This window comes from Pseudomonas coleopterorum (assembly GCF_900105555.1).
Lineage (GTDB): Bacteria > Pseudomonadota > Gammaproteobacteria > Pseudomonadales > Pseudomonadaceae > Aquipseudomonas > Aquipseudomonas coleopterorum.
The window spans coordinates 3795457-3809826 of record NZ_FNTZ01000001.1 but is presented as its reverse complement, the minus strand read 5'-3'; the positions used below and the strand labels follow the sequence as shown (position 1 = coordinate 3809826).

The window sequence follows — 14370 nt, the reverse complement described above, 5'->3', positions numbered from 1 at the left end:
GGCTCCTTGATTGGCCAGCAGGACTCCAGATGCGGTTGAACGGTTTCACGGGATGGTGCGAAGGCGCTCGGCATTGTCCCTCGCCCAACTTCAACGAGCGCCCTGACGGCGAAGTCTCGCTGTTGGTCATCCACAACATCAGCCTACCGCCCGCGCAATTTGCCACGGGCAAGGTGCAGGCCTTCTTCCAGAACCGTCTCGATGTCACTGAGCATCCCTATTTCGAAGGGATTTCCCACCTGCGGGTGTCCGCGCACTTTCTGATCGAGCGCGACGGCGGGGTGACGCAGTTCGTCTCTTGCCTGGACCGCGCCTGGCACGCTGGGGTGTCGTTGTTCGACGGCCGCGAAAACTGTAATGATTTTTCGGTAGGCATCGAACTGGAAGGCACCGATGATCAGCCCTTCGCCGATGCCCAGTACGAGGCGCTCGTCACCGTGACCCGGCTGTTGTTGGAGCGCTTTCCGGCATTGAGCCTGGACCGGATCTGCGGCCACAGCGATATCGCCCCGGGTCGCAAGACCGACCCCGGCCCCTGTTTCGATTGGGCACGTTACCGTGCCGCCTTGCTCAATGAAGAGGATGCTCGATGATCTTTCTGGTGCTGCTGTTGGTCTTGCTGGCGGAGAAGTTTTCCGGTCTGCGCCAGCGCGTGCAACGTGATGGGTTCTTCCTTGGTGAACTGCACCGGCTAGAGGCGCGGTCGGGCCTGGCGCGCGAGCCATGGCTGGTGCTGGGTGTCAGCGTGGCACTGCCGGCGCTGCTGCTGGCGTTACTGCTGTATGTCTTGCAGCCGGTCGCGTATGGCTTGCTGGCGTTGCCGGTGCATCTGCTGGTGCTGATCTACAGCCTGGGCCGTGGTGACGTTACCGTAGGGCTGGGGCCGTTTCGCGACGCCTGGCGCCGTGAAGATACCCAGGCGGCAGTGCATGTGGCCGAGCGTGACATGGGTGTTCTTGCCGATGATGGCAGCAGCCTGCTGCAGAAGGTGCAAGGCCATCTGCTGTGGGAGGCCTATCAAAGCTTTTTCGCGGTGATCTTCTGGTACGCCGCGCTGGGCCCTGTGGCGGCGCTGATCTATCGGCTGGTGGCCTTGGTGGCCGAGCAGTCTCGGCATCCCGCAGTGGCGTTGCGGGCGCAGCGCCTGCGTCATGCCCTGGACTGGCTGCCGGTCCGCCTGCTGGCAGCCAGCTTCGCCCTGGTGGGCAACTTCGTGGCAGTGAGCCGAGTGATGTTGCACGAAGTGCTCAGCTGGGAAATTGGCGCAGCGACACTGATCGACCGGGTCGGTCGTGTGGCAGGCGATGTGCCTACGCCGGTGGTAGGGCCGGCAGGCGTGGAAACGCTGGACAGCCTCTGGCAAATGGTCGTGCGGGCCGGGGTGTTGTGGTATGCGGTGTTGGCGGTGGTTTCGGTTCTGGCGTGATTTTTCAGGTTCATCGCGTCAGGGGTTACTGCCCATCGGGCCAGCCGAACAGGGCATTGGCATTCTGGGTGCTCGCAGCGGCCAGGGTCTGAAGCTCGGTGCCGATGATCCGCGCCAACGCTTCGGCGATGTCCGGCAAATGCTCCGGGCTGTTGCGTACACCCGGATGCATCGCTGGCGCCATGTCCGGCGCATCGGTTTCCAGGACGATGGCGTCCAGCGGCAAACGCGGCAGCACCTTGTGCATGCGTAACGCCTGAGGCCAGGTCGGCGCGCCACCCAGGCCCAGCTTGAAGCCCAGCTTCAGGTACTCTCGCGCTTCCTCCCAACTGCCGGCAAACGCATGGATGACACCGGCCCGCGGCAGCTTGAAACGCTTCAGCGTCGCAATCACGGCGGCATGGCTGTGGCGCACATGCAGCAGCACCGGCAGCGCCAGATCTGCCGCAAGTTTCAACTGCGCCTCGAACAGCGTCTGCTGCCGTTCTCGATCCAGATCCTTGAGGTAGTAATCCAGACCGAACTCGCCAATGGCGCAGAGCTTGGGGTGTCCGTGCAACCGTTCCAGCCAGTCGCGCAGTGCTTTCACATGGTCGGGCTGATGTTCTTCAAGAAACACCGGGTGCAGGCCCAAGGCCGCGTACACCCGCTCATCCGCCAGGGCCAGGTCCCACACCCGTTGCCAGTTGGCCTGGTGCACGCCCAGGACCACCACCCGTTCCACGCCTCGCGCCGCAGCGCTGTCCAGCACGCGCGGGCGATCGGCATCGAAGTCGGGAAAATCCAGGTGGGTGTGAGTGTCGATCAAGCGCACGATCAGGCCTCGTGAATCCTCTGTTTGAAGGTCCGCGCCAGGGCATTCACACCGGGCTCGTAGTGCTTTTGTTCAACGGCGGCCAGGGCCAGTTCCAAAGCCTTGCTGGCGATCATGTCGTGCTGCTGGGCCATCGCATTGACCGGTAGCGGTAAAAAGTCCAGCAGCTGGGTGTCGCCGAACGTGCCCAGGTGCAGCGCCTGGGAATCCAGCGGGCGCTGCTGCAGGACGTCGAACACACCCTGCAGCAGGACGTAGGAGGTGGTCACCAGTGCATCGGGCAGGTGGCCAAGCTGGTCGAGCAGGGCGAGCATGGACTGCTGGCCGCCTTCGCGACTGAAATATTCGCTGTGCTCGACCAGCACCGTGCCGTCGAAATCGGCCAGCGCGGTATTGAAGCCCTCGGTTCGTGCCTGACTGATGCTCAGCTCTGACCGAGCGCCGATCAGAGCGATGTGCCGTGGCTTGGGCAGCAGCAGGCTCTGGGTCAATTGCAGGCTGGCGTTGCGGTCATCGCTGATGACCGAACAGAACTGCGCCGGGTCCATCATCCGGTCGATGGCGATCACCGGCGTGCCCTTGGCCTGCAACTCGCGGTAACTGTCGTCACTGGCCGGCAGGCAACTGGCGACGAACAGCGCGTCGCAGCGGCGGGCGCGAAAAAGTTGCAGTAACTGCAGTTCGCTGGCAGCGTCGTCATCGGAACTGGCGATCAGCAGTTGATAGCCGTGGGCGCGAGCACCCTGTTCGAGCCGCTTGGCGATGCGCGCGTAGCTGGGGTTTTCAAGGTCCGGCAGGATGAAGCCCAGGGTTCGCGTGTGCCGACTGCGCAGACCGGCCGCCTGGGGGTTGGGCGTGAAGCCCTGTTCCTGGACGATGGCTTCGACGCGTGCCACCGTCGCCTTGCTGATGCGTTGTTGGGCAGCCTTGCCATTGATGACGTAACTGGCCGTAGTGACCGAGACGCCAGCCAGGCGAGCAATATCGCTGAGTTTCAACCGTTGATTCCTTGTGGTCGGCGCGCCGGAGCCAGAGCAGCTGGAACGCGCTTATTCATCGTTGGTCAGGTTGCGTCGGGCCGTGATCAGGCAACGTAACCGACAGGTTGGACTTCAATCATGGAAGATTATCGAGTAACGTGCGCTGCATTCTAGATTAAACGTTTCAGCCCGCGCGTTTCCTGCCGTAAAACATCTCTCGTCGAGGTCTCACCCTTACCCTCGGCAACGCAGGCCGGACGTATCGAGAGCACAAAGCCCACCCATCGGTGCTCTATGCTCAAACTTCACAACAATACCTCAGCGCGCTGCCGCCGCTGTAAAGGAGAGAGGCAATGCTGGAGCTCACTATAGAGCAGATATCCATGGGCCAGAGTGCCGTGGATAAACCCGCCGCCCTGCAATTGCTCGCCGACAAGCTGGTTGCCGATGGTTTAGTGGCCGAAGGTTACCTGGCCGGCTTGCAAGCGCGTGAAGCTCAAGGCTCGACCTTTCTTGGCCAAGGCATCGCCATTCCCCACGGTACGCCCGATACCCGCGACCTGGTGTTCACCACCGGCGTGCGCCTGCTGCAATTCCCCGAAGGCGTGGATTGGGGCGACGGCCAGATGGTTTACCTGGCCATCGGCATTGCCGCCAAATCCGACGAACACCTGCGCCTGCTGCAATTGCTGACCCGCGCACTGGGTGAAACCGACCTGGGTGAAGCGTTGCGTCGGGCCAGCGATGCGCCAGCGCTGCTGAAACTGCTGCAGGGGGCGCCGCAGGAATTGGCGCTGGATGCGCAGATGATCAGCCTGGGGGTGATGGCCGAAGATTTCGAAGAGCTGGTTTGGCGCGGTGCGCGTCTGTTGCGCCAGGCCGATTGTGTAAGCAATGGTTTCGCGGCACTGCTGCAGCAGGTCGAAGCGCTGCCGCTGGGCGATGGCCTGTGGTGGCTGCACAGCGAGCAAACGGTCAAGCGTCCAGGCCTGGCGTTCGTCACTCCGGACAAGCCTCTGCGTTACCTGGGCCAGCCGTTGACCGGTCTGTTCTGCCTGGCGAGTCTGGGTGAAGCCCACCAGGCACTGCTCGAACGTTTGTGCGCCTTGCTGATCGAAGGCCGCGGCAACGAATTGGGCGGCGCCACCAGCACGCGGGCAGTGCTCGAAGCGCTTGGTGGCGAGCTGCCAGCCGACTGGCCCAGTGCGCGTATCGTACTGGCCAACGCCCATGGCCTGCATGCCCGCCCGGCGAAGATCCTGGCGCAACTGGCAAAGAGCTTCGACGGCGAGATCCGCTTGCGGGTGGTCGAGTCCGGCGGCCTTGCCGTGTCCGCCAAGAGCCTGAGCAAGCTGCTCAGCCTCGGTGCGCAGCGCGGCCAGACCCTGGAACTGGTGGCTGAACCTACCATTGCAGACGACGCCCTGCCAGCGCTGCTGAAGGCCATCGAGGAAGGCCTGGGCGAAGAAGTGGAGCCGCTGCCAGCGGTCACCGAAGCGGCGCCGCAGCAGGCACCGGTCGCCAAGGCGCCCAAGGCCAAGCCGCAGGCACCGCGCACCGGGGCCCAGGTCCAGGGCGTCGCCGCTGCCCCCGGCATCGCCATGGGGCCGGCGCACATCCAGGTGCTGCACGATTTCGAATATCCCCAGCGCGGTGAATCCGTGGCGCTCGAACGCGAGCGTCTGCAGGCGGCCCTGGGCCAGGTGCGTCAGGACATCGAAGGGCTGATCCAGCGCGCCCAGGCGCAGGCCATCCGCGAGATCTTCGTCACTCACCAGGAAATGCTCGACGACCCGGCGCTGACCGATGAAGTCGCCGCGCGTCTGCAGCAGGGTGAAAGTGCTGCGGCAGCCTGGAACACGGTGATCGAGGCTGCCGCCGTGCAACAGGAAGCGCTGCAGGATGCCCTGCTGGCCGAGCGCGCAGCCGATCTGCGCGACATCGGTCGCCGCGTGCTGGCACAACTGTGCGGCGTACCGACGCTGGAAGAGCCCAAGGAAGCCTACATTCTGGTGATGGACGAGGTCGGTCCTTCCGATGTGGCCCGTCTTGACCCGGCTCGTGTGGCCGGGATTCTCACCGCGCGCGGTGGTGCCACGGCGCACAGCGCCATCGTCGCGCGTGCTCTGGGCATTCCGGCCGTGGTCGGCGCAGGCGAAGGCGTGTTGCAGATCGCTGCCGGTACGGCGCTGCTGATCGACGGTCAGCGCGGCCTGTTGACCGTGGCCCCGGCGCCCGAGGTGCTGGAACGTGCCCTGGCCGACCGTGATCGCCGCGAGCAGCGCCTGCAGGCCGCGGCCGAGCGACGCATGGAAAGCGCGGTGACCCTCGACGGGCACGCCGTGGAAGTGTTCGCCAACATTGGCGAAAGCGCCGGTGTTGCCAAGGCGGTGGAGCAGGGCGCCGAGGGCGTTGGCTTGCTGCGCACCGAGCTGATTTTCATGGCCCATTCGCAAGCCCCGGATGAGGCCGTGCAGGAAGCCGAGTACCGCCGTGTGCTCGATGGCCTGCAAGGTCGACCGCTGGTGGTACGCACCCTCGATGTGGGCGGCGACAAGCCGTTGCCGTACTGGCCGATCGACAAGGAAGAGAACCCGTTCCTGGGTGTGCGCGGCATTCGCCTCACGCTGCAGCGCCCCGACGTGATGGAAGGCCAGCTGCGCGCGCTGCTGCGCGCCGCCGACAACCGTCCGCTGCGGATCATGTTCCCCATGGTCGGCAGTGTCGAAGAGTGGCGCCAGGCCAAGGACATGACCGAGCGCGTGCGTCGCGAGATTCCGGTCAAGGACCTGCAACTGGGCATCATGATCGAAGTGCCATCGGCGGCCTTGCTGGCTCCGGTACTGGCCCGGGAGGTCGACTTCTTCAGCATCGGCACCAACGACCTTACTCAGTACACCTTAGCCATCGACCGTGGCCACCCGACCTTGTCGGCCCAGGCCGATGGCCTGCACCCGGCCGTACTGCAATTGATCGACATCACCGTGCGTGCAGCCCATGACTACGGCAAATGGGTCGGCGTCTGCGGTGAGCTGGCAGCCGACCCGTTGGCTGTGCCGTTGCTGGTCGGCCTGGGTGTGGATGAATTGAGTGTCTCGGCGCGCAGCATTGCCGAGGTCAAGGCGGGGATACGCGAGCTGACGCTCAGCCACGCGCAACAATTGGCCCGGCATGCGCTCGGGTTGGGCACCGCCACGCAGGTGCGTGCCCTGGTGGAGAAATCTTGATGGCACGCATCCTGACCCTGACGCTCAATCCGGCGTTGGACCTGACCGTGGAGATCGACGGCCTGGAACTGGGCGAAGTCAATCGCAGCAATGCCCTGCACCGTCACGCCGCTGGCAAGGGCCTCAATGTCGCCCAAGTGCTGGCCGACCTTGGCCATCAGGTGACCGTGAGTGGTTTTCTCGGCGACGCCAATGCGCAGCCGTTCGAGGCGCTGTTCGCGCAGCGCGGTTTTACCGATGCGTTCATTCGCGTGCCGGGTGAGACGCGCAGCAACATCAAACTGGCCGAGCGCAGTGGCCGTGTCACCGACGTCAACGGTTCGGGTCCGGTGGTCGACGACCAGGCCCAGGCGGCGCTGTTGGCTCGTCTGCAGGACATTGCGCCGGGGCACGATGCGGTCGTGGTCGCTGGCAGCTTGCCGCGTGGGGTGAATCCGCAGTGGTTCCAGGCGCTGCTCGAAGCGCTTGCGCGCATGGGCCTCAAAGTGGCGCTCGATACCAGTGGCGCGGCCCTGCGCGCCGGCTTGCTGACCCGTCCATGGCTGGTCAAGCCCAATACCCATGAGCTCACCGAGGTGCTCGGCAGCTCGGTGGAAACGCCTGCCGAGCAGTCCGCTGCGGCCCAGCGCCTGTTGGCCGACGGGGTCGGCAACGTGGTGATTTCCCAGGGCGAGCGCGGCGTCAATTGGTTCGCGGCCGACCTGGCCTTGCAGGCCTTGCCGCCCACCGTCGACGTGGCCAGTACCGTAGGTGCCGGGGACTCGTTGCTGGCCGGGCTGGTACACGGTCTGCTCAGCGAACGGACGCCGGAACACAGCCTGCGCACGGCCACCGCGATCGCCGCCATGGCGGTGACGCAGATCGGCTTCGGAATCAGTGATGCCGCGCACCTGGCGCGGCTTGAAAGCGGCGTCAGTGTACGTCCGCTGACAGAACAATAAGAGGGTTGAAGATGAAACTAGCTATTGTCACCGCGTGCCCCAGCGGGCGGGTGTCCAGCGTCTTGAGCGCACGTCTGCTCGACGCGGCGGCCCGTCGCCAGGGTTGGAGCACCAGCGTTGAAGTGTTCGACCCGCAAAACCCCGAGCAGCGTCTGACCGAGGCCGATATCGAAGCCGCGGATTGGGTGCTGGTGGTCAACACCGGCGCCATGGACCTGAGCCGTTTCGTCGGCAAGCGTCTGTTCCAGAGCAGCCCGGCCCACGCCCTGCAGGATGTCGACGGCTTTCTGCGGCAGGCTGCCGAACAGGCCAAGCCCTACGCAGCCGCGCCGGCGGCAGCCGCAACGGCGTCGCGTGCACCGCGTCTGGTGGCGGTCACCGCCTGCCCGACCGGGGTCGCGCACACCTTCATGGCGGCCGAAGCGTTGCAGCAGGGCGCCAAGCAGTTGGGCTACGAGTTGCAGGTGGAAACCCAGGGCTCGGTGGGCGCGCGCAACCCGTTGAGCGTGCAGGCCATCGACGAGGCCGACGTGGTGTTGCTGGCCGCCGATATCGAAGTGGCCACCGAGCGTTTTGCCGGCAAGAAGATCTATCGCTGCGGCACCGGCATTGCCCTGAAACAGGCTCAAGCGACCCTCAACAAAGCGCTCGCCGAAGGTGAAGTGGAATCCACCGGCAGTGCTGCCGGTGCGCCCAAGAAGCAGGAGAAGACCGGCGTCTACAAGCACCTGTTGACCGGTGTGTCGTTCATGCTGCCAATGGTGGTGGCGGGGGGCTTGCTGATCGCGCTGTCGTTCGTGTTCGGTATCGAGGCGTTCAAGGAGCCCGGCACCTTGCCGGCCGCCTTGATGCAAATCGGTGGCGAAGCCGCGTTCAAGCTGATGGTGCCGTTGCTGGCGGGCTACATCGCCTATTCCATCGCCGACCGTCCAGGGCTTGCACCGGGCATGATCGGTGGTTTGCTGGCGAGCACCTTGGGTGCCGGCTTCATCGGTGGTATCGCGGCGGGTTTCATTGCCGGTTACGCGGCCAAGGCGATCAACCGCTATGCGAAGCTGCCGGCCAGTCTGGAAGCCTTGAAGCCGATCCTGATCATTCCCCTGTTGGCCAGTCTGTTCACGGGCCTGGTGATGATCTATGTCGTCGGCAAGCCGGTGGCTGGAATGCTGGCAGGTCTGACGACGTTCCTCGACAGCATGGGCACCACCAACGCGTTGCTGCTGGGGGTGCTGCTGGGGGCGATGATGTGCGTCGACCTGGGCGGGCCGATCAACAAGGCGGCGTATGCGTTTTCGGTGGGGCTGCTGGCGTCGCAGAGCTATGCGCCAATGGCCGCAACCATGGCGGCGGGTATGGTGCCGCCGATTGGTCTGGGGCTGGCGACCTTCTTCGCCCGGCGCAAATTCGCCCAGACCGAGCGTGAGGCGGGCAAGGCGGCGTTGGTGCTGGGGTTGTGCTTCATTTCCGAGGGCGCCATCCCGTTCGCCGCCAAGGACCCGTTGCGGGTCATTCCGGCGAGCATTGTCGGTGGGGCCTTGACCGGTGCATTGTCGATGTACTTCGGCTGCAAGCTGATGGCGCCGCACGGTGGCTTGTTCGTGTTGCTGATTCCGAACGCGATCAACCATGCCTTGTTGTATCTGATGGCCATCGTCGCCGGTGCCCTGTTGACCGCGGTCGTGTATGCCGTGATCAAAAAGCCGGAGATCCAAGAAATTGCCGTAGAACCGGCAAAAGCCTGACCCTGTAGCAGCGGCGCAAGCCGCGTCCGGCCTCACCGCGGTGAGCCAGAGACAGCGCATGCACCGCCGACGCGGCTCGCGCCGCTGCTACAGAAATACCCCGATCCCCTGTAGCAGCGGCGCAAGCCGCGTCCGGCCTTGACGCGGTTTTCCAGATACACCGCACGCACCGCCGACGCGGTGGGTCAATAGACGTCGCGGCGGTAGCGGCCGGTTTCGATGAGGACATCCAGGCGTTCGCGGCTCAACACATCGGTCAGCACCTGATCCACGCCGCTGGCCATCCCCTGCAGGCTTCCGCACACGTAGATCACCGCGCCGTTCTCCACCCATTCCAGCAACTCGTCATCCGCCTCGCGCAGCCGATCCTGCACATACACCTTGTGCGCCTGATCACGCGAAAACGCCACGTCCAAGCGCGCAAGGTCACCACTGGCCAACCACCCCAGTAACTCCTCCCGGCAGTGAAAGTCATGGGCCCGGTTGCGCTCGCCGAACAACAACCAGTTTCGCTGTTGTCCCTGTTCGATGCGCGCTTTGAGTAAGCTGCGCAAGCCTGCCAGACCGGTGCCGTTGCCGATCAGAATCACCGGCACTGGCTCCTGCGGCAGATGAAACCCCGCATTGCGTCGCAAGCGCAGGCTGACTGCGCCATGCAGTTCAGCGTACTCGGTCAGCCAGCCCGAACCCAGCCCCAAACCACCGTCGTCGTGCCGTTGCTGACGCACGATCAGTTCCAGGCGACCGTCGCCGGGTAGGGAGGCGATGGAATACTCGCGCACCGTGATGGGTATCAGCGCGTCCACCAGCGCCTGCGCATGAAGCCCGACCAGATGACTGCGGCTGGCTGGAAGCTGGCGGCTGGCCAACGCTTGCCCCAGCGGCTCCTGCAGGCCATCGACCCAGACCGGGGTCGACGCCTCCAGGCCCAGCCCCGACAGGCACTGTTCGATGGCCAGGCGGCCGTTGCGCGGCAGCACATCAACCAGATCGCCAGCCTCCCACTGGGCTTGACCATCGTTGCGCAAGGCGATGCGGTAGACCGGATCGCCTGAGCTGCCGGGGTTTAACAGCTGACGTTCGACCAAGGTCCACGGGCTGAATGCCGGTGCCTGCCATACGGCCTGTGCCACACCCCCGGTCAGCAGTCTCAGTTGCTGCTGCCACTGCTGCAAGGCCGCCGGGTCGGCGTTGTCCACCTCGATCGAGGTGAACAGCGGCTGCGCACCCCGGGCATCGAGCCATTGATCGAGACGGTGGGCGAAACCGCAGAACTGCTGGTATTGCCGGTCGCCCAGGGCCAGCACGGCGTAGCGCAAGCCGGGCAGGGCGCAGGCACTGCCCAGCACCTTGCGCTCGAAGCCGCGGGCGGTATCGGGCGCCTCGCCGTCGCCGAAGGTGCTGACCACGAACAAGACCCTGTCGGCCTGCTGCAACTGCGCTTCGTCCACCTGACCCAAGGCGCGGACCTGAACGCTGTGGCCCGCCGACTGCAATTGCCCGGCGGTTTGCCATGCCAATTGCTCGGCGAAGCCGCTCTGGCTGGCAAAGCCGACCAACCAACCTGCAGAGGCATCGTCCTGCACGTTCAAGGCATCGCGCGCTAGGCGCACCTGGCGCTTCTTGCGGCGCCGATCCAGGTACAGCAACCAGCCGGTGATCAGGAACAACGGCATCGTCAGGCTGGCCAGCATCATCAGAATGCGCCCGACCAGCCCGAAGTAGCTACCCACGTGCAGGGCATAGATGCTGGTCAGCAGTTGCGCCTTCAGCGACTTGTCTTCGTAACGCTGGATGTCCTTGATCTGCTCGGTAGTGGGGTCGAGGCTGAGCAAGCCGAACGCGCGGTCGTGCGGCGAATCCTTGCGCAGGTAGAAGACCGTCGCCGGCAGACCGACATTGCCGGGTATGCGCACATTGATCACGCTCAGCTCGGGCCCGACCGCTGCGCGAATATTGGCCCACAGTGCGTCGTAGTCGACCACCGGCGCCACGTCGGAAGACGAGGCCGTGCGCCGTTCGATGCGCGGGGCGGTGGGGGTGTCGGAGAGCATCCTGTTCACGGCGTTGCCGAACCATTGATACGACCAGGTCAGGCCGGTCAGGGCGGCGAGCAGATAGAACAGCAGGCACCAGGTGCCGAACACCGCGTGCAGGTCCCAGTTGAAGGCGCGCCCTTTCTTGGCCCAATCCAACGTAAGCCAGGTGCGCCAGTTCAATGCCTTGCGCGGCCAGCGCAGGTACAGGCCCGAGAGGCAGAAAAACACCAGCATCAGGGTGCAGGCCCCGGTGATCTGGCGGCCGGTGCCACCCATGGCCAGGAAGCGGTGCAGGTCCAGCATCAGGTCGAAGAAACCTTCGCCGAACACCTCGCCCTGCAGTTCTCCGGTGTACGGATCGAAATAGGCCGATGGTCCACGCCGCTGTCCCGCCGGCGGAGTGAAGGACACCCGCGCGGCGCTACCCTCGACCAGGTCCACGCGCAAGGCAGCGACCTTGCTGCCCTGGCGCCGCTCGAGAATCTCCACCAGCTCAGCGGCAGGCAGGATCCCCGTGTCGCGGATCTGCACCGTCAGGCTCTGCGGGTTGAGCGCGCGCAGAATTTCATCCTCGAACGAATAACTCGCGCCGGTGATGCCCATCAGGGCCAGCACCAGGCCACCAGTGATGCCGAAAAACCAGTGCAGCTGGAAGAGGACGTTCTTGAACACGGATCACCTTGGGCGGGCCAATCGAAAGGAAGGCGGACGGCATTATGCAACACGCGCTGAGAATCGGTCTCAACCGTACCGATTCGGTTCGTTGCCGTTGCGACGTAAAACGCCCTGCGTCGCGTGAACGAGCAGGGCGCAGAAACGGCCAGGCGGCCTCTAGAAGTGGAAGTTGGTACTCAGCAGTGCCGTACGACCTGCCGCCTGGTTGGCGAAGTGGGTGCTGAAGGCCTTGTCGTAGTAGGTCTTGTCGGCCAGGTTCTGCACGTTCAACTGCACATCGAAATGCTTGTTGATCTTGTAGCTGGCCATGGCATCGAGCCGCACGTAGCTGTCGACCATCGTGGTGTTGGCAAGGTTGCCGAACACGTCATCGACGTAGAACGCGCCGCCACCGATGGTCAGCTTGGGCGTCAGGTTGTAGGTGGTCCACAGGCTGGCACTATTGTTCGGCGTGTTGGGCATCTGGTTGCCGTTGTTCGCCGCGCCCAGCGGGCCGTTGTCCACCACCCGTGCTTCCAGGTAGCTGTAGCCGGCAAACACCTGCCACTGCTCGGTGAGCTTGCCGGACGCCGACAGCTCCAGGCCGTCGACACGGGTCTTGCCCGCGTTCTCGTAGGCGTAGGTATTGGTCTGCACCCGGGTGTTGTCTTTCTCGGTGCGGAACAGCGCGGCGGTCAGCGACAGGCGCTGGTCGAACAGATCCCACTTGGTCCCGATTTCGTAGTTGGTGGTTTCCTCTGGCTCCAGGTCACTGCTCAGCAGGTTGCCGGAGCGGTCCGGTGCACCACCCAACGGATTGCCTTCCATGCCTTCACCGACCAGCGAGCCGGGTGGCGTGGCGGACGTGGCATAGGACACATAGACGCTGCCATTCTCGGCCGGTTTCCACACCAACCCTAGTTGGCCGGTGACGAACTCGCTGGTGTCCTCGCTCTTGGCCGTGGTGACGCCAGCGGCCGTATAGGTGCGGTAGTCGGTTTCGAAGTGGTCGTAGCGCAGGCCGGCGTTCACCTGCCATTGCGGGCTCAGCTCCAGCGTGTCGAACACGTAGATTGCCCGCGTCTTGCTCGACGTGTCGGTGCCGGCATAGTTGCGGGCAATGGCGCCGTTCCACGGATCGTCCGGGTTGGGATTGGCCAGCGAGGTGCAGTTATAGCCGCTGGAGACGATGCTGCCCAGGCTGCAGTTGCTGCTGGAGCCGGCGGTACGCGGCGTGGTGTCGGTGTTGACGGTGTAGCTGCTGCGGTCGCTGTCTTCGCGGCTGAACTCGATACCGGTCGAGAAGCTGTTCTTGAATCCGGCCACATAGAAATCGCCGAACAGATCGGTCTGGTTGGTGGTGGTCGCGGTATTGCCGACGCGGCTGTTGGCCCGGCGCCAGACGCTGCCGTTTCTGACGTTGCGCTGGCTGTCGTCGGGCTGGGTGAGGATGTAGTCCTGCATGGTATTGCCGTGGCGCAGGGTATTCTTCACGGTCAAGGCGTCGGTCAGATCGTGCTCGATGGCGAAGGTGGCGATGTCGCTGCGGGTCTTGCGGAAATCACGGTCGCTCAGGCCATAGAAGTTGCTGCTGCGCCCGCCGTCCTGCGGTGTGTCCGGATTGGCCGAGGTACGGCCGGCGTTCCCGGCGGCCGGGATGCTGTAGGGAATGCCCGAGTCGGGCAGGTCATCGCTCTCCAGGTGGTAATAGTCGAGGAAGACTCGCGTCTGCGTGCCCAGGCCGAAGGCCAGCGACGGCGCGATGCCCCAGCGGTCGTAGTCGACCTGATCGCGGCCGGCCACGTTGCTCTGGTGGCTCATCAGGTTGAGTCGCCCGGCGGCGCTGTCGCTGAACTGGTAGTTGCCGTCCAGGGTGTAGCGCTGGGTCTGGTCCGAACCCCAGGTGAAGCCGCCGTCCAGCGAGTCACCCAAGTGTGCCTTCTTGCTCACCAGGTTGATCGTACCGCCGGCCGCGCCACGCCCGCCAATGGCCGAGTTGGGCCCCTTGCTGACCTCGATGGATTCCACGGCGAAGATTTCCCGGCTCTGCGCGCCGGCATCGCGTACGCCATCCAGGTAGGTGTCGCCCTGGGCATCGAAGCCGCGGATGAAAGGCCGGTCGCCCTGCGGGTTGCCGCCTTCACCGGCACCGAAGGTGATGCCGGGCACAGTGCGCAGGGCATCCTGCAGATTGAGCGCGCCGGTGTCCTTGATGACCTGTTGCGGCACCACCGTCACCGAGCGCGGTGTGTCCACCAGCGGCGCAGTGTACTTGGTGGATGAGGCACGTTCGGTCTGATAGGACGTCGGCTCCTGGGCCTCCCCTGTAATGCTGGTGGCACCCAGCGACAGCGGAGCGGCCTTTGCCTCGTCGGCGTCAGCCGCGTACGCGGTGGGCGCTACCCAGGTGGCGCCCAGCGCCATGCCGATGGCAGAGGCAAGCAGCCGTGGCGATGAGCCCGGAATGAAGTGGTGTTGGCGCGACATGATGGAAACCTTCCCCAAGGTTATGAGGCGGCGGAGAATAATGTAAGTGAATATTTGTAG

The 14370-nt window shown here is 64.6% G+C and carries 9 protein-coding genes; 5 read left to right on the top strand and 4 right to left on the bottom strand.

All coding sequences use genetic code 11. From position 1 onward, the window contains the following. The first annotated feature begins 29 nt into the window (after nucleotides 1-29). Together ampD and ampE are read left to right on the top strand one after the other, a co-directional pair. On the top strand, nucleotides 30-593 hold the full coding sequence (gene ampD / locus BLV18_RS17080) for a 1,6-anhydro-N-acetylmuramyl-L-alanine amidase AmpD (protein WP_090360305.1): 564 nt from the start codon (nucleotides 30-32) through the stop codon (nucleotides 591-593). Beyond that, on the top strand, nucleotides 590-1426 hold the full coding sequence (gene ampE, locus BLV18_RS17075) for a regulatory signaling modulator protein AmpE (protein ID WP_090360303.1): 837 nt from the start codon (nucleotides 590-592) through the stop codon (nucleotides 1424-1426). Before ampD ends, ampE begins: the two co-directional genes overlap by 4 nt. Nucleotides 1427-1451: 25 nt before the next feature. Here ampE and BLV18_RS17070 read toward each other — a convergent pair whose 3' ends face one another. Both BLV18_RS17070 and cra read right to left on the bottom strand, forming a co-directional pair. Further along, complete coding sequence (locus BLV18_RS17070) at nucleotides 1452-2240, bottom strand: TatD family hydrolase (protein WP_090360300.1); 789 nt, start codon at nucleotides 2238-2240, stop codon at nucleotides 1452-1454. 2 nt (nucleotides 2241-2242) lie between these two features. Then, nucleotides 2243-3238: a catabolite repressor/activator gene (gene cra / locus BLV18_RS17065; RefSeq protein WP_049861171.1), complete on the bottom strand. Its 996-nt coding sequence runs from the start codon at nucleotides 3236-3238 to the stop codon at nucleotides 2243-2245. Between the two features lie 335 nt (nucleotides 3239-3573). On the opposite strand from cra, the gene ptsP reads away from it, so the two are divergent. From ptsP to BLV18_RS17050, 3 genes are read left to right on the top strand one after another with little or no spacing between them, the layout of a single operon-like run. Then, nucleotides 3574-6447: a phosphoenolpyruvate--protein phosphotransferase gene (ptsP, locus tag BLV18_RS17060; RefSeq protein ID WP_090360298.1), complete on the top strand. Its 2874-nt coding sequence runs from the start codon at nucleotides 3574-3576 to the stop codon at nucleotides 6445-6447. After that, nucleotides 6447-7388: a 1-phosphofructokinase gene (pfkB, locus tag BLV18_RS17055; protein WP_090360295.1), complete on the top strand. Its 942-nt coding sequence runs from the start codon at nucleotides 6447-6449 to the stop codon at nucleotides 7386-7388. The genes ptsP and pfkB overlap by 1 nt, the downstream gene beginning before the upstream one ends. 11 nt (nucleotides 7389-7399) lie before the next feature. Then, on the top strand, nucleotides 7400-9130 hold the full coding sequence (locus BLV18_RS17050) for a PTS fructose-like transporter subunit IIB (protein ID WP_090360292.1): 1731 nt from the start codon (nucleotides 7400-7402) through the stop codon (nucleotides 9128-9130). A gap of 185 nt (nucleotides 9131-9315) precedes the next feature. Here BLV18_RS17050 and BLV18_RS17045 read toward each other — a convergent pair whose 3' ends face one another. Beyond that, on the bottom strand, nucleotides 9316-11841 hold the full coding sequence (locus tag BLV18_RS17045; RefSeq protein WP_090360289.1) for a sulfite reductase flavoprotein subunit alpha: 2526 nt from the start codon (nucleotides 11839-11841) through the stop codon (nucleotides 9316-9318). Between the two features lie 159 nt (nucleotides 11842-12000). Further along, nucleotides 12001-14310: a TonB-dependent receptor gene (locus BLV18_RS17040; RefSeq protein ID WP_090360287.1), complete on the bottom strand. Its 2310-nt coding sequence runs from the start codon at nucleotides 14308-14310 to the stop codon at nucleotides 12001-12003. Nucleotides 14311-14370: the final 60 nt, after the last annotated feature.

Excerpts from the sequence above, each read along its gene's own strand:
- BLV18_RS17040 (WP_090360287.1), bottom strand. The coding sequence starts at position 14,310 with ATGTCGCGCCAACACCACTTCATTCCGGGCTCATCGCCACGGCTGCTT.
- ptsP (WP_090360298.1), top strand. The coding sequence starts at position 3,574 with ATGCTGGAGCTCACTATAGAGCAGATATCCATGGGCCAGAGTGCCGTG.
- pfkB (WP_090360295.1), top strand. The coding sequence starts at position 6,447 with ATGGCACGCATCCTGACCCTGACGCTCAATCCGGCGTTGGACCTGACC.
- BLV18_RS17050 (WP_090360292.1), top strand. The coding sequence starts at position 7,400 with ATGAAACTAGCTATTGTCACCGCGTGCCCCAGCGGGCGGGTGTCCAGC.
- ampD (WP_090360305.1), top strand. The coding sequence starts at position 30 with ATGCGGTTGAACGGTTTCACGGGATGGTGCGAAGGCGCTCGGCATTGT.
- ampE (WP_090360303.1), top strand. The coding sequence starts at position 590 with ATGATCTTTCTGGTGCTGCTGTTGGTCTTGCTGGCGGAGAAGTTTTCC.